Origin of the sequence: Neisseria dentiae (assembly GCF_024580525.1) — a bacterium.
Taxonomy (GTDB): Bacteria; Pseudomonadota; Gammaproteobacteria; order Burkholderiales; family Neisseriaceae; genus Neisseria; species Neisseria dentiae_A.
Genome location: NZ_JANIKQ010000018.1, coordinates 23,432 through 38,149 on the forward strand (window position 1 = coordinate 23,432; position 14,718 = coordinate 38,149).

15 protein-coding genes and 2 pseudogenes are annotated in these 14,718 nt (G+C 55.8%); 11 read left to right on the plus strand and 6 right to left on the minus strand.

All coding sequences use genetic code 11. The features are described 5' to 3' along the window. Positions 1 to 149 precede the first annotated feature (149 nt). Positions 150 to 953, plus strand: coding sequence for an ABC transporter ATP-binding protein (locus tag NQ012_RS10455; protein WP_257067538.1), 804 nt, complete (start codon positions 150 to 152; stop codon positions 951 to 953). On the opposite strand, the pseudogene NQ012_RS10460 reads toward NQ012_RS10455, so the two are convergent. Next, positions 949 to 1,092, minus strand: a pseudogene (locus NQ012_RS10460) (lipoprotein signal peptidase); the annotation flags it as partial. The gene NQ012_RS10455 and the pseudogene NQ012_RS10460 overlap by 5 nt on opposite strands. 134 nt (positions 1,093 to 1,226) lie before the next feature. Here NQ012_RS10460 and mlaE point away from each other — a divergent pair. The 5 genes from mlaE to NQ012_RS10485 are packed head-to-tail and all read left to right on the plus strand — an operon-like array spanning position 1,227 to position 4,312. Next, positions 1,227 to 2,003, plus strand: coding sequence for a lipid asymmetry maintenance ABC transporter permease subunit MlaE (gene mlaE, locus NQ012_RS10465; RefSeq protein ID WP_257067539.1), 777 nt, complete (start codon positions 1,227 to 1,229; stop codon positions 2,001 to 2,003). 5 nt (positions 2,004 to 2,008) lie between these two features. Further along, positions 2,009 to 2,518 (plus strand): outer membrane lipid asymmetry maintenance protein MlaD, encoded by a 510-nt coding sequence (mlaD, locus tag NQ012_RS10470; RefSeq protein WP_257067540.1) that lies wholly within the window; start codon positions 2,009 to 2,011, stop codon positions 2,516 to 2,518. Between the two features lie 49 nt (positions 2,519 to 2,567). Continuing rightward, on the plus strand, positions 2,568 to 3,167 hold the full coding sequence (locus NQ012_RS10475; protein WP_257067541.1) for an MlaC/ttg2D family ABC transporter substrate-binding protein: 600 nt from the start codon (positions 2,568 to 2,570) through the stop codon (positions 3,165 to 3,167). A gap of 3 nt (positions 3,168 to 3,170) precedes the next feature. Beyond that, positions 3,171 to 3,449: an STAS domain-containing protein gene (locus tag NQ012_RS10480; protein ID WP_257067542.1), complete on the plus strand. Its 279-nt coding sequence runs from the start codon at positions 3,171 to 3,173 to the stop codon at positions 3,447 to 3,449. Further along, positions 3,434 to 4,312 carry an MlaA family lipoprotein gene (locus tag NQ012_RS10485; RefSeq protein WP_306440854.1) on the plus strand — a complete coding sequence of 293 codons (879 nt, stop codon included), beginning with the start codon at positions 3,434 to 3,436 and terminating at the stop codon, positions 4,310 to 4,312. Before NQ012_RS10480 ends, NQ012_RS10485 begins: the two co-directional genes overlap by 16 nt. 147 nt (positions 4,313 to 4,459) lie before the next feature. Here NQ012_RS10485 and NQ012_RS10490 read toward each other — a convergent pair whose 3' ends face one another. Beyond that, positions 4,460 to 5,464 carry a quinone-dependent dihydroorotate dehydrogenase gene (locus NQ012_RS10490; protein WP_257067543.1) on the minus strand — a complete coding sequence of 335 codons (1,005 nt, stop codon included), beginning with the start codon at positions 5,462 to 5,464 and terminating at the stop codon, positions 4,460 to 4,462. 251 nt (positions 5,465 to 5,715) lie between these two features. Between NQ012_RS10490 and NQ012_RS10495 the strand changes: the two genes are divergently transcribed. From NQ012_RS10495 to NQ012_RS10510, 4 genes are all read left to right on the plus strand, one after another. Beyond that, positions 5,716 to 6,378 (plus strand): histidine phosphatase family protein, encoded by a 663-nt coding sequence (locus NQ012_RS10495; RefSeq protein WP_257067544.1) that lies wholly within the window; start codon positions 5,716 to 5,718, stop codon positions 6,376 to 6,378. Between the two features lie 455 nt (positions 6,379 to 6,833). Next, positions 6,834 to 8,258 (plus strand): YadA-like family protein, encoded by a 1,425-nt coding sequence (locus NQ012_RS10500; protein WP_257067545.1) that lies wholly within the window; start codon positions 6,834 to 6,836, stop codon positions 8,256 to 8,258. 71 nt (positions 8,259 to 8,329) lie between these two features. Beyond that, on the plus strand, positions 8,330 to 8,791 hold the full coding sequence (locus NQ012_RS10505; protein WP_257067546.1) for an outer membrane protein assembly factor BamE: 462 nt from the start codon (positions 8,330 to 8,332) through the stop codon (positions 8,789 to 8,791). Between the two features lie 35 nt (positions 8,792 to 8,826). Continuing rightward, the gene (locus NQ012_RS10510; RefSeq protein WP_257067547.1) at positions 8,827 to 9,246 is read left to right on the plus strand and encodes a murein L,D-transpeptidase; all 420 of its coding nucleotides are present in this window, start codon (positions 8,827 to 8,829) and stop codon (positions 9,244 to 9,246) included. A gap of 89 nt (positions 9,247 to 9,335) precedes the next feature. Here NQ012_RS10510 and NQ012_RS10515 read toward each other — a convergent pair whose 3' ends face one another. Further along, positions 9,336 to 10,139: a carbon-nitrogen hydrolase family protein gene (locus tag NQ012_RS10515; RefSeq protein WP_257067548.1), complete on the minus strand. Its 804-nt coding sequence runs from the start codon at positions 10,137 to 10,139 to the stop codon at positions 9,336 to 9,338. A 116-nt stretch (positions 10,140 to 10,255) separates the two neighbouring features. Between NQ012_RS10515 and NQ012_RS10520 the strand changes: the two genes are divergently transcribed. Continuing rightward, the gene (locus NQ012_RS10520) at positions 10,256 to 10,573 is read left to right on the plus strand and encodes a porin (protein ID WP_257067549.1); all 318 of its coding nucleotides are present in this window, start codon (positions 10,256 to 10,258) and stop codon (positions 10,571 to 10,573) included. 242 nt (positions 10,574 to 10,815) lie between these two features. Here the strand turns inward: NQ012_RS10520 and betA are convergent, their stop codons facing one another. The 3 genes and pseudogenes from betA to NQ012_RS10535 form a co-directional block, all read right to left on the minus strand. After that, entirely contained in the window at positions 10,816 to 12,510 is a 1,695-nt protein-coding gene (betA, locus tag NQ012_RS10525; RefSeq protein ID WP_257067550.1) for a choline dehydrogenase, read from the minus strand. Positions 12,511 to 12,960: 450 nt separating this feature from the next. Further along, positions 12,961 to 14,424: a betaine-aldehyde dehydrogenase gene (gene betB / locus NQ012_RS10530; protein ID WP_257067551.1), complete on the minus strand. Its 1,464-nt coding sequence runs from the start codon at positions 14,422 to 14,424 to the stop codon at positions 12,961 to 12,963. 50 nt (positions 14,425 to 14,474) lie between these two features. After that, positions 14,475 to 14,690 (minus strand): annotated as a pseudogene (locus NQ012_RS10535) (lipoprotein signal peptidase). Between the last annotated feature and the right edge of the window lie 28 nt (positions 14,691 to 14,718).

Genomic DNA, 14,718 nt, shown 5'->3' on the forward strand with positions numbered 1-14,718 from the left:
TTTTTTATGGTTTTGACATGGTTGTGAAGTAGAATAATTTCAGTAATTTACATACATTCGTGTATTTTTTGCACGGAAAGGCCGTCTGAAAAATTGCCCGTGGCAGCCTAAGTTATTAAAATGCCAACATTTCAATTTCCCCCACGCGCATGAGCCTTCCTCCCTTTATCGAAATGAAAAACGTGGCGTTTGCCTACGGCGAGCGCCCGATTCTCCAAAACATCAATTTCACCATCGAACAAGGCAATTTTGCGGCCATTATGGGCGGCTCGGGCAGCGGCAAAACCACGCTGATGCGCCTGATAACCGGCCAAATCCGCCCGCAGCAGGGGCAGGTGTTGGTGGAAGGGCGCGATTTGGTGCGCCTGGGTGCGGGCGAACTTTACGAACACCGCCGCCGCATGGGCGTTCTGTTCCAGCACGGTGCGCTGTTTACCGATTTGTCGGTGTTCGACAACGTGGCGTTCCCCATGCGCGAGCTGACCAAACTGCCCGAAGCGGTTATCCGCGATTTGGTGGTGTTGAAACTGAACGCCGTCGGCCTGCGCGGTGTGGAAAACCTGATGCCGTCTGAATTGTCGGGCGGTATGGCGCGGCGGGTGGCGTTGGCGCGTACCATCGCGCTCGACCCGGAAATCATGCTTTACGACGAGCCGTTTACCGGCCTCGACCCCATTTCGCTGGGTGTGATTGCCCACTTAATCAGCCGCATCAACAAGGCGCTGCGCTCGACCAGCGTGATGGTTACCCACGATATCGAGCAGTCGCTCTCGATTGTGAACCAGGTGATTTTTCTGGCGCACGGCGAGATTGTGTTTTCGGGCACGCCCGAAGAGATGCGCAGGCAGAATTCGCCGTGGGTGCAGCAGTTCGTCGGCGGCCTGCCCAACGGCCCCGTGCCGTTCCGCTACCCCGCGCACACCAGTTTGCAGCAGGATTTGCTGGGCCGCTAGCCCGAGACCTTTGCAAAACCGTCAGATGTGGATGCAGTTCAAGGCGTAGCAGCGCAGCGAGCGCAGACATAACATGGAGTTAGGCAAGCGAGCGAGCAGCACACAACGCAGAAATGCGCCGCAGATGGCGGTTTTGCAAAGGTCTCAGCCTGGTTTTCAGACGGCCTTTGCAGCGGTTCCCCAGCAGGCCGTCTGAAAAAACGATTTTAAATATTTGGATAATGCAGGCAGAGGGTTTAGGCCGTCTGAAAAACACCCACATTAAAAGAAACCATGAATTTTATTCAAACCACAGGGGCGAAAACCCTGGACTTTATCCGCGCGCTCGGCAGCGTGTGTCTGTTTTTTTTGCAGATACTCGCCAAATCGGGCACGGCTTTGTCGCGCTTTCGGTTGAGCGTGCGCCAGATGTATTTTGCCGGCGTGCTCTCGGTGCTGATTGTGGCGGTGTCGGGCCTGTTTGTGGGCATGGTGCTGGGTTTGCAGGGCTATACGCAGCTTTCCAAATTCAAATCGGCCGATATTCTCGGCTATATGGTGGCCGCCAGCCTGCTGCGCGAGCTTGGCCCCGTGCTGGCGGCGATTCTGTTTGCCAGCAGCGCGGGCGGCGCGATGACCAGCGAAATCGGCCTGATGAAAACCACCGAGCAGCTCGAAGCGATGAACGTGATGGCGGTGAACCCCGTCGCCCGCGTGGTGGTGCCGCGTTTTTGGGCGGGCGTGGCGTCGATGCCGCTGCTGGCCTCGATTTTCAACGTGGCGGGCATTTACGGTGCCTATTTGATCGGCGTGCAATATCTGGGTTTGGACAGCGGCATTTTCTGGTCGCAGATGCAGAGCAATATTTCCATCCAATATGACGTGGTGAACGGCTTGATTAAATCGGCGGTGTTCGGTGTGGCGGTTACGCTGATTGCCGTGCACCAGGGTTTCCACTGCGTGCCCACGTCGGAAGGGATTCTGCGCGCCAGCACCCGCACGGTGGTGTCGTCGGCGCTTACCGTGCTGGCCATCGACTTTATTTTAACTGCATTGATGTTTACCGAGTAAAAGCCATGAAAAAGAGTGTTTTGGAATTTTGGGTCGGCTTGTTTGTCTTACTGGGCGTGGCCGCCGTAGGCTTTCTGGCCTTCCGCGTAGCGGGCGGTGCGGCGGTGGGCGGCGGCTCCGGCCAAACCTATACGGTGTATGCCGACTTTACCGACATCGGCGGCCTGAAAGTGAATGCTCCCGTGAAAGCGGCCGGCGTGCTGGTGGGGCGCGTGGGCGGCATACGGCTCGATCCGAAAAGCTATCAGGCCAAAGTGAGCCTCGATTTGAACAGCCAATACCGGTTCAGCACCGACGTATCGGCGCAGATTCTCACTTCCGGCCTGTTGGGCGAACAGTATATCGGCCTGCAACAGGGCGGTGATGAAGAAAATCTGGCCGCCGGCGACACCATCACCGTAACCGGTTCGGCTATGGTGCTGGAAAACTTAATCGGCAAGTTTATGACCAGTTTTGCCGAGAAAAACTCGGGCGGTTCGGAAACCGCAGCAGGCACTGAGCCTGCCGCCGAGTAATTTGTTTATTTAGATTAATTGATACGGAACTCCGATAGGAAAACCAACCATGAAAAAATCAGCCTTATTCAGCGCTTTGAGCATCGGCCTGTTGAGCATCAACCTTGCTTTCGCCACACCGGCCGAAGCGGTTAACCAAGTGCGCACCAATGCCACCCAAGTGTTGAACATCTTGAAAGAAGCCAACGGCAGCAACGATGCCGCCGTGCGCCGCAAAGCCGAAAGCTATGCCCTGCCCAACTTCGATTTCCAGCGCATGACCGCGCTGGCGGTGGGCAACCCGTGGCGGACCGCTACGCCCGCACAGAAACAGGCGCTGTCGAAAGAGTTTCAAACCCTGCTGATCCGCACTTATTCCGGCACCATGCTGAAATACAAAAACGCCAGCGTGGTGGTGAAAGACAATCCCGTGGTTAACCGCGGCGGCAAAGAAGTGGTGGTGCGTGCCGAAGTTACCCAGCCCGGCGGCAAACCCGTGGTGATGGACTTCACCACTTATCAAAGCGGCAGCAAATACCGTGCCTACAACGTGGCCATCGAAGGCGCGAGCCTGGTAACGGTGTACCGCAACCAATTCGGCGAAACCATTAAAAACAAAGGTATCGACGGTTTGATTGCCGAACTGAAATCGAAAAACGGCGGCAAATAAACCATGGAATCCGAAGTGCGCGACGGCGTGCTGTATGTGGGCGGCAACGTAACCGTAAAAACCGTTACGCAGGCCGTTTACAACCGTTTTGAGCAGCAATGCCGTCTGAAAGAAACCGCCGCCGTCGACTTTTCGGGTGTCAACCGTGCCGACTCGGCCTGTGTGTCGCTGCTGCTGACCGCCCTGCGCGCCAAGCCCGCCGCGCCGGTGTTGCGTGGCATTCCCGCTTCGGTCGAAGCCTTGGCCGAACTGTATGAAATCAACGAATGGGTGAACCCGTGAAAAAATCCGCCATTCCCCTGATTATGCTCGGCCTTGCCGCCGCCCAGCCCGCCTGGGCCGAACGCAATCCGGCAGACCCCTACGAGCGTTACAACCGGGTGATGTTCAAAGTAAACGACACCGCCGACAAATACGTTATCTCCCCCGTGGCCCGAGGCTACCGCGCCGTTACGCCCAAACCCGTGCGGATGGGCGTAACCAACTTTTTCGATAACCTGCGCGACGTGGTCAGCATGGGCAGCAACCTGCTGCGGCTGGACATCAAACGCGCCAGCGAAGACTTTGTGCGCGTGGGCATCAACTCCACCTTCGGTTTGGGCGGCTTGATCAATATCGCCGATGCGGGCGGCGTTCCCAACAACAAAAACACCTTGGGCGACACGTTCGCCTCTTGGGGCTGGAAAAACAGCAATTATTTCGTTTACCCGCTGATGGGGCCGTCCACCGTGCGCGACAGCGTCGGCGGCACCATCACTTACCTCTATCCGGTTAAAAACGTGATTTTCAAAACCGATTCGGTGCGCATCGGCGCCACCGCGCTCAGCGCGGTCAACACCCGCGAACAGTATCTGGATCTAACCGACAGTTTGGGCGATGCGGCCATCGACAAATATGCCTATACCCGCGATATCTTTATGAAAATGCGCGCCCGCCAAACCGGTGCCAGCCTGCCGCAGGGAGCCGATGAAGAAATCGATATCGACGATTTGGTTACCGACGAAAACGGTGCGCCGCCCGCACAGGAATATGCGCCTGTAACGGAACCTGCGGTTCCCGAAACCCAGCTGCCCGAAAGCAGCCTGGATGTGCCCGAGGCTCAAAACGAAGTGTTAACCTTATGGGAACCCGATAGTGTGCAATAAGGGTTGAGGCCGTCTGAAAAATAAAAAAGAGCAGAAACGCAACGCTGCTCTTTTTTTATTTTTCAGACGGCCTGAGCGAATTTTCAAGCCGCCGTATTTGCATAACTTTCGTTATATTCGGGCTGGAGCCTGATATCTTTTCTTGCCTTAAACGCAAGACTTCAAACAATCGCGCACCAAATCCGGGCCGCGGAAAACCATACCGCTGTAAAGCTGCACGGCGGCGGCGCCCAAACGCATTTTTTCCGCCGCATCTTCTCCGCTGAGAATCCCGCCCACGCCGATAACCGGCAGTTTGCCGTCGAGATGCCGCACCAGTTGCGAGAGCACCAGATTGCTTTTTTCACGCACGGGCCGGCCGCTCAAGCCGCCTTGTTCGTCGGCCAGCGCATGGTCGCCGAGGGCGGTTTTATCGATGGTGGTGTTGGTGGCGATGATGCCGTCGATTTCGGTTTGTTCGGCGATATGGGCAATATCGGCGATTTGCGCTTCGCTTAAATCGGGGGCGATTTTCACCGCCAGCGGCACATAACGGTTATGCACGGCAGCCAGGCGCGACTGTTTGTTTTTTAACGTGTAAAGCAGCCGGCTCAACTCGTCGCCGCCCTGCAAATCGCGCAGGTTTTTGGTGTTGGGCGAAGAAATATTCACCGTGATATAACCTGCATAAGCATAGGCTTTTTCCAAACAAATCAAATAATCGTCGGCCGCTTTTTCAATAGGCGTGTCGGCGTTTTTGCCGATATTGATGCCGAGAATGCCGTTATAGCGGCTGTTTTGAATGTTTTTCACCATCGCGTCGATGCCGTGGTTGTTGAACCCCATGCGGTTGATAACGGCTTCGTGTTCCGGCAGGCGGAACAGGCGCGGCTGCGGATTGCCGCTTTGCGGGCGCGGCGTTACCGTGCCTACTTCGATAAAACCGAAGCCCAGCGTGGCCAGCGCGTCGATATATTCCCCGTTTTTATCCATGCCCGCAGCCAGCCCCACGGGGTTGGGCAAGTCCAAGCCCATCAGGCGGGTAGGGCGGGTTTGGTTGTTTACCTTGGGCAGCAGGCCGAGCCGGTAGGCGGTGCCCAGAGCGGCCAAGGTGAAATGGTGTGCTTTTTCAGGATCGGTTTTGAATAAAAAGGGGCGTAAAAAAGAATACATAATGAATAAGCCGTTTAATAGTGATAAAAAGTATGCAAACGTTAACCAATGGTTATTTTACCTGAACGGTTTTATTTCGGGCAGCATCGGGCAGGAGTTTGAGATAGCGCAAACACAACGGAAATAGCGGTGCAGGCCAAAGCAAAGGGTGCAATCGCCGCCGTTTTGCCGGCGGGCTTTGTATTAAAATTACAAAAGCCGGCGCCTGTGCAACGCCACAGGCCGTCTGAAAAGAAAATTTAAGGAAAAACATGGAAATCACACTTTATTTGGTGCGCCACGGCAAAACCGTATTCAATGCGGTGGGCCGTCTGCAAGGTTGGAGCGATTCGCCGCTGATGCCGGAAGGCCGGGAGGCGGCGCTGGCGCTGGGAAGCAGTTTGCGGAGCGAGGCGGTGTTTGACGCTGCATTTGCCAGCAGCAGCCCGCGCGCCCTGGAAACCGCACGGCTGGTTTTACGGGCGGCGGGGCAGGAGGGGCTGCAAATCACTGCATTGGAAGCATTGCGCGAATATTGTTTCGGCGGTTTTGAAGGCGAGAAAACGCAAACCGTGTATGAAATGGCGGCAGCCCACCAAGGCGAGGCCGATGTGGAAACCTGGCTGCACCGCTACCGCCACGGCACACATAATATTTTGGCGGAAAGCGTCAGCGCCCTCGATCCTTTAAAACTGGCGGAAACCGAACGGCAGTTTGTCGGCCGTTTGCAAAAAGGGATGGCGCAATTGGTGGAAAGCGTGCCGGAAGGCGGCAACGTGCTGCTGGTTTCGCACGGAATGGCGATTACCGCGTTGCTGAAAAACATAGATTCAGCAGCGGTTCTATATAGAAGTGTAAAAAATGCAACAGTTTTGAAACTTCATTTCAACGGAGCCAAGTGGCGGATTTTAAGTGAAAATATTCAATATTCATAAATAAACAAATTGAATATTTCATAGATTAAGTTCAACCAAAGTCCATTTAATTAATGACACTTAAATAAAAAAATAAAAAAAATGTATTTTTTAGAGATTTTTGTTAAGTAAATGTAAATTTTATTATAAATATACATCAAAATAGTAAATTAGTACCTGTATGGCTATTTTCATTGGTTATTATTTTTATAATAAATATATCTAGCAATGGGTAAAAATGTAATAAAAACCAAGGTTTTCATTGTTAAATTTTACTTTGGTCAAATGTCGTTAAGTTATATTATTGAACCGAGAAACGGATAAGGCCGCCAAACAGTTTGATTGGTTTTCGGCTGGGTTTCAGTTAATTTTAACCGTATCGGGATGCTAGTTCTGCAAAGAAGCAGGATGCGGCTTTTGCGGCCGAGTCAGATATCAGGCTGGGACGATACTCTTCTTCATATCGGGAGATAACCATGAACCGTAAAAATGTTCAAACCAACGTAAAACCCCGTCTGCTGGCTGCCTCTGTTGCAGCCGGTTTGATGGCTGTAGCTGCTGGTGCGCAAGCCAATGTGGCTTATGTGGCAGGCACAACCACCGGCGTTAACTATATTAGCGTAAACGGTCCTATCGGCGGCACCGGCTCTAGCAACCGCAACAAAGACAGCCTGGGTGCTCAAGGCCGCTTCGCCGTTGCCATCGGTAACGGTGCCCAAGCCAATAATCAAAGCACGATTGCCATCGGTACGGGTGCGGTTGCTTCCGACTCGACTCCCAGCCAAGCCGGCTCAAGCGTGGCTATCGGTACTGAAGCACAAGCCACCAAAACTACTGCCTCAGCTTATGGTTATCAAGCCAAGGCTACTGAGGTGAATACTACTGCCATCGGCCGCCGCGCAGAAGCTACCGGGGGTTCTGCTACCGCAGTAGGAACAGATGCAAAAGCCAGCGCCAGCCGCAGTACTGCTTTCGGCAGCGCCACTCAAGCCAGCGGCAATTTAAGCTCTGCCTTCGGCAGCTTTGCCAAAGCCACCAATACCAGCGCCGTAGCAGTAGGCAATTCGTCTGAAGCCAGCGGCGTTTCGTCTGCTGCTGTGGGCGCAACTGCTAAAGCCAGCGGCCTTGGCTCGGTTGCTTTTGGTAATGCAGCCAATGCTTCCAACACGCAAAGTATTGCCATCGGCCGTAACGCTGCCGCTTCCGGTGAAAACAGCGTAGCCCAAGGTGCTGCGTCGAAAGCAACCGGCAGCAACGCTGCTGCATTCGGTTATGCTGCACAAGCTACTGCTGCTGATGCAGTTGCTTTGGGTAAAAATGCCCGTGCCGTTACCGCCAACTCTGTGGCGTTGGGTGCAAATTCCGTAACCTCTGCTGCCGTTGGCACCAACAGCGCAACCGTGGGCAACCTGACTTACGGCGGTTTTGCAGGCACTTCGCCGGTGGGCACCGTTAGCGTGGGTTCTTCAGGTGCCGAGCGCACGGTGAGCAATGTTGCCGCCGGCCGCATTAACGCCACCAGCACCGATGCTATCAACGGCAGCCAACTGTACAGCGTAGCGCAACAGGTGAACACCAACACCACCAACATCACCAACTTGGGTGACCAAATCAACAATATCAACAGCAACGTAAACAATGTTTACCAACACGTTGGCGATTTGGATAAAGACCTGCGTGCCGGTATCGCCGGTGCTACCGCCATCGGCTTTTTGCAACGCCCGAACGAGCCGGGCAAGAGCTTGGTGTCTGCCGCTGTGGGCGGTTACCGCAACCAACAGGCTTTGGCCGTGGGTTACGCGCATAACTCCGACAACAACAAATGGTCGACCAAATTCGGCGTGGGCGTGAACACCCGCAAAGATGTGAACTGGGGTGCAAGCTTGGGTTACCAGTGGTAATAACGGCAAAGGCCGTCTGAAAACGGCGGCCTTTCTCAAAGATTAGATTACATGATTGAAAGGAAATCATAATGAAACTGTCTGCATTGATTTTACCCGTAGCCGCCGCCCTTGCTCTGGCCGCCTGCGGCAACTTGAGCAAAGTAAGCAAAGAAGGTACCACCGACAGCCCCGTATGGCCGAACCCCGAAAAAACCACCTTCCGCCACAGCGGCAGCCAGCAAGGTTCTTGGCCCAACTGGGACAACGTGCGCCAAATCGAAGCGGGTATGAACAAAGACCAGATCTACAACCTGATCGGCCGCCCGCACTTCAACGAAGGCCAATATTTCGTGCGCGAGTGGGACTACCTGTTCAACTACCGTGAAAACGGCGAACACAAAACCTGCCAATACAAAATTTTGTTCGACAAGAAAATGAACGCGCAAAGCTTCTTCTGGCTGCCCGAAGGCTGCGGCCCGAAAGAGAAAGAACCCGTTCGCGAAGTGATTGTCCGCGAAGTGCAAACTTCTCCGCAGCGCATCCGCCAATAAGCAAACGCACATTGGCATAACAAGCAGAAACTGTGATGAAAAAACTTGCAGTCATTGCCATGCTGCTCGGCCTGAGCTTCGCTGCTCAGGCCGGCAGCATTCAGCATTTGAAGAAACGCAAAGCGGTGGTTTATACCGACCGCGCCGAGCTGTGTCTGGAAAACAACCGCTGTTATCCCGTTTTAATCGGCAAAACCACGCCCAAGGGCACGTTTGACCTGAATATCGTGAAAACCACCCAGCGCGGTTACGGCGGCGATGTGATGAAGTTTAAAGACGACGGTGACTTTATGTTTGCCATCCACCGCGTGTGGACGTTGAAACCAGAAGAGCGGCGCATGGAGCGCATTGCGTCTTCCCGCGTAAAAGACCGTGTGATGACCAACGGCTGCATCAATGTAACCGATGATTTATACGACAAGCTGAAAGCCTATTTTGTGTTGGAAGTGGTTTGATTCATTTGCCAAGCATTTTGTGAAAGCAAAGGCCGTCTGAAAATATATTCAGACGGCCTTTGCTTTTGCCAAAAATCCATATCGGCATCTTACAAACAACGATGCGCCAGCGCGGGCAGGCGCGTGCGCACGCTTTGCAGGCGGGCGGCATCGAGTTCGGCCATCACTACGCCTTCGCCTTCGGGCAAAACGTCGAGAATATCGCCCCACGGGTCGATAATCATGCTGTGGCCGAAGGTGCGCCGCCCGCTTTCGTGCGTGCCGCCCTGTGCCGAGGCAACCACATAGCATTGGTTTTCAACGGCGCGGGTGCGCAGCAGCAGCTCCCAATGCGCTTTGCCGGTGGTGTAGGTGAAGGCGGCGGGCAGCATCATCACGTCGAACGGCAGCTGGGCGCGGAAAAATTCGGGAAAGCGCAAATCGTAACACACGCCCGCGGCCACATTGATGCCGTCGGCGCTGAAATGCGGCACGCTTGCGCCTGCCAGAATGGTGTCGGCCTCGGCATAGCGTTCGCCCAAGCCCGAATAGCCGAACAGGTGCATTTTGTTATAAGCGCCGATACATTCGCCGCTGCGGCCGTAAACCTGCATGGTGTTGAGCACTTTGCTTTTATCGGGGCTTTGTAGCGGAACCGTGCCGCCGAAGAGCACCACGCCGTTTTGCTTGGCGGTTTCGCTTAAGGCCGTCTGAAAAGCCCCGCTGCCCAAAGGCTCGGCAACGGCCAGTTTGTCGGTGTCGTTGGTGCCCATCAGCGGCCAGTATTCGGGCAGCAAAACCCAAGCGGCTCCGGCGGCGGCGGCTTTTTCCACCAGGCGCTGCATGGTGCGGATGTTTTCTTCGGGGCGGGTGCCGGAAACCATTTGAACGGCGGCGGCGCGTAGGGTGTGCATGGGGTTCTCCTGTTTCAGACGGCCTTGGTGCGGCCTGAATCTTTGCTTTCATTATGATTTATTTACCGCATATCTGTTACACTTTTTGCATTCGGTAACCCAATAACGGTGCAATCATGAACAGAACAACGGTTTGGCTGCTGGCGGCGCTGCTGCCTGCGGTGGCGGCGGCGGAAGTGCGGCTTTACGGCAATATACGCAGCGGTGTGGAAGTGTCGCAAACCAAAATCGGCGGCGAGCGGCACAGCCGCACTTCGGTAAGCGATTTCGGCAGCTATATCGGCTTGAGCGGTTCGCACCCGATAGGCGGGGGCGGAACCAATGCGGTGTGGCGGTTTGAGGAAGATGTTCCGGTGGGGCGCAGCAGCAGCGGCTCGATGCACGATTATTTCCGCGAAAAGAAAGCAAACGGGACGGTGCGCCTGCCGGATTGAGCGGCGCGGCAAACCGTTGCGGTATGATTTTAAATCAGGCCGTCTGAAAACTTTTCAGACGGCCTGAAACCTTTGCAAAATTCTTTTCGATGCCTTAAACACTTGCGTCATGCTCGGGCTTGACCCGAGCATCTTGTCGTTTTAAAGGGATAACAGATACTCGGGTCAAGCCCGAGTATGACGAAATATAAATAAATTCAGCATTAAAATGGATTTTTGCAAAAGCCTCGGCCTGTTTGCGTTTATGAACCGCGTTTCGGCTCGCCGCGCACCGGTGCGCCGCCGGCAACGTAATAAGGCGCGTCGGACTTGGGCAGCGGGGTGCGGCCGCGGATTTTGTCGGCGATTTTCTCGGCCAGCATAATGGTGGTGGCGTTGAGGTTGCCGGTGATGATGTCGGGCATAATCGAGGCATCGATCACGCGCAGGCCGGTTATGCCGTGCACGCGGCCTTCGCCGTCGGTTACCGCGTCGTTGCCTTCGCCCATCGCGCAGGTGCAGGAAGGGTGGTAGGCGGTTTCGGCGTGGTTGCGCACATATTCGTCTAACTCGGCATCGCTTTGCAGGTTTTCAGACGGCGTGATCGCTGCGCCCCGGTAACGGTCGAGCGCGGGCTGGTTCATGATTTCGCGGGTGATGCGGATGGCGGCGCGGAATTCTTCCCAATCCTGCTCGTGGCTCATGTAGTTGAAGAGTATGCTCGGGTGTTCGGCGGGATTGGCCGATTTGAGTTTCACGCGGCCGCGGCTGGGCGAGCGCATCGAGCCGACGTGTGCCTGAAAGCTGTGGGCTTTGCTGGCGTTGCGGCCGTCGTAGCGCACGGCGATGGGCAGAAAGTGGTATTGGATATTCGGCCAGGCGAATTTTTCGTGGCTGCGGATAAAGCCGCCGCCTTCAAAGTGGTTGGTGGCGCCCAAGCCGGTGCCGCAAAACAGCCATTCGGCGCCGATGGCGGGTTTGTTCCACCAATTGGTTGCGGGGGCGATGGAAACCGGCTCTTTGCATTCGTATTGCATGTATAGCTCGAGATGGTCTTGCAGGTTGTTGCCCACGCCGGGCAAATCGAGCACTTCGGCCACGCCCGCTTCTTTGAGCCATGCGCCGGGGCCGATGCCGCTGCGTTGCAGAAGCTGCGGCGAGGCGATGGCGCCGGCGCACACAATCACTTCGCGCTGCGCTTCAACCGTTTTCAGACGGCCTTGGTGTTCGAAGCGCACGCCGCGTGCGCGTTTGCCGTCGAACAGCACCACATCGGTTAATGCGCCGGTGAGAATGGTGAGCCGCTCGCGGTGGCGCGCCATATCGAGATAACCGCGGGCGGTGGAGGCGCGGCGGCCGTTGGGGGTAACGAAGCGGTCCATCGGGCCGAAGCCTTCCTGTTGGTAGCCGTTCAAATCGTCGGTGCGCGGGTAGCCCGCATCCGTGCCGGCCTGAATCATGGCTTCAAACAAAGGATTCGCGCCCGGTTTGGCGGTGGTAACGTGTATCGGCCCGCTGCCGCCGTGATAGGCGTTTTCGCCCGCATCGCGGTGTTCGGCTTTTTTGAAGTAGGGCAGGCAGTTCAGATATGCCCAATCCGCCAGGCCGGGTTTTTGCGCCCAATGGTCGAAATCGAGCGCGTTGCCGCGGATATAGCACATGCCGTTAATCAGCGACGAGCCACCCAAACCTTTGCCGCGCCCGCAATCCATAATGCGGTTGTTCATAAACGGCTCGGGGTCGGTTTTGTAGCCCCAGTTGTAGGTGGTGCCTTGCAGCGGCATCGCCAGCGCGGCGGGCATTTGGGTGCGGAAGTCGAGACGGTAGTCGGGCAGGCCGGCTTCCAAGAGCAGCACGGACACGTTTTCGTCTTCGGTCAGGCGTGCGGCCAGCACGTTGCCCGCGCTGCCGGCGCCGATGATGATGTAGTCGTAGGCGGGTTTTAATGATTTGGTCATAGATTATCCTTTGCTGTTTTCAGACGGCCTTTCGGTGCGTGATGCAAGCTGCCAATCAAAACGTTTGAATTTCTGTTTCTGCCGGAGCCGGTGCACTTAATCTGCTGCAACAGCCGAACACGGCGTGATTTTGGCGGATAAAGGCGTGCGCTTGTCCGAGCAACGCGCAGCGTTGTGAGTTCGCACGCCCCGACAAAATCACGTTGTGTGAGGGTAGTTCGCGCAGCGAACCTGTTGCCGCAGTCGCCTTTTTTTGCCTACTTTTTTTGGCGAAGCAAAAAAAGTAGGTCGCCACCCGCGGCGATAGAGCGGGCCGGTTAATATTCCACCTCACCCGAGCATCTCATTGTTCCGAAAGAAATACTAGATACTCGGGTCAAGCCCGAGTATGACGGTGTTTGGGTATTTTCAGACGGCCTTTCGGTGTTTCAGGCTGCTTTTCAGACGGCCTTAAAACACCGATTGGTAATCCCCCAATTCAACCAGCACCGATTTGGTTTGCGTGTAGTGCATCAGAGTTTGCACACCGTTTTCGCGGCCGATGCCGGATTGTTTGTAACCGCCCACCGGCATTTGTGCGGGCGATTCGCCCCAGGCGTTGATCCAGCAGATGCCGGCCTGCAATTTGCCGATGATGCGGTGGGCGCGTTTGAGATCGGACGACACCACGCCGGCGGCCAGCCCGTAGCCGGTGTGATTTGCGCGCACCACCACTTCTTCTTCGGTGGTGTAGGCCAGAATGCTCATCACCGGCCCGAAAATTTCTTCGCGGCAGATGGCCATCTCGTCGGTGCAGTCGGTAAATACGGTGGGCGCGACATAGGCGCCGTTTGCCAAGCCGTTTTCTTTCAGACGGCCGCCGCCCGCAATCAGGCGCGCTCCTTCTCGTTTGCCGCTTTCAATGTAGGCGAGCACTTTTTCCATATGGGGAAAGCTGGCGAGCGGGCCGAAATTCACGTTTTCGTCCAGCGGGTCGCCCGCGCGGATGCGCGCCACCCGTTCGAGTACGGCGGCTTCGAAATCGGCTTTCAGCTTGGCGGGCACAAACACGCGCGTGCCGTTGGTGCACACTTGGCCGGAGCTGTAAAAATTCGCCATCAGCGCGATGTCTGCCGCCAAACCTAAGTCGGCATCTTCGCAGATAATCAGCGGCGATTTGCCGCCCAGCTCCATGGTTACGTCTTTCAAAGAAGACGATGCGGCCTGCGCCATCACTTTTTTGCCGGTGACCACGCCGCCGGTGAACGACACTTTGGCGATTTCGGGGTGGCTGCTCAAAGCCTCACCCACGCGCCAATCGCCTTGAACCACGTTGAACACGCCGTCGGGCAGGCCGGCTTCGGTGAAGATTTCCGCCAGTTTCAGTGCGCCCATCGGCGTGATTTCGCTGGGTTTGAACACCATCGCATTGCCTGCGGCCAGCGCGGGCGCGGCTTTCCACATGGCGATTTGAATCGGGTAGTTCCATGCGCCGATGCCCGCCACCACGCCCAACGGCTCTTGGCGCGTGTAGGCAAACGCGGTTTCGCGCAGCGGAATCTGGCGGCCTTCGATGGCTTGCGCCAAACCGGCGTAATATTCGATGACGTCGGCACCGGTAACGATGTCCACATACAGGGTTTCGCTCAAGGGTTTGCCGGTGTCGAGCGTTTCGATGCGCGCCAGTTCGTCATTGCGTTCACGCAGTATCGCCACGGCGTTTAAAAGAATACGGCTGCGTTCCGCCGCCGTCATCGCCGCCCAAATTTTCTGCCCCGTCGCGGCGGAGGCCACCGCCGCTTCGATTTCTTCGGCCGTGCTCTGTTGCACGAGGGCAAGGGTTTCGCCGTTGGCGGGGTTGATATCGGCAAAGGTTTCGGCGGCGGGGTTTTCGGCGGCGTAGGCGCCGTTGATGTAGGCGGTGAGTGTGGGCATGGGCATCCTGATCCTTGATAACAACATGAAAAAGGGTTTGATTTTTTAAGCTAACATATTTTCAGACGGCCTGCACGGCAAAAAGGTTCAGGCTGAGACCTTTGCAAAACCCCCAGATGCGGATGCAGTTCAAGGCGTAGCAGCGCAGCGAGCGCAGACATAACATGGAGTTAGGCAAGCAAGCGAGCAGCGCACAACGCAGAAATGCGCCGCAGATGGGGGTTTTGCAAAGGCCTCAAGGCCGTCTGAACGGGGCAGACTTTAATATCGGTCAAACCGGCGGCCGCTATGCGC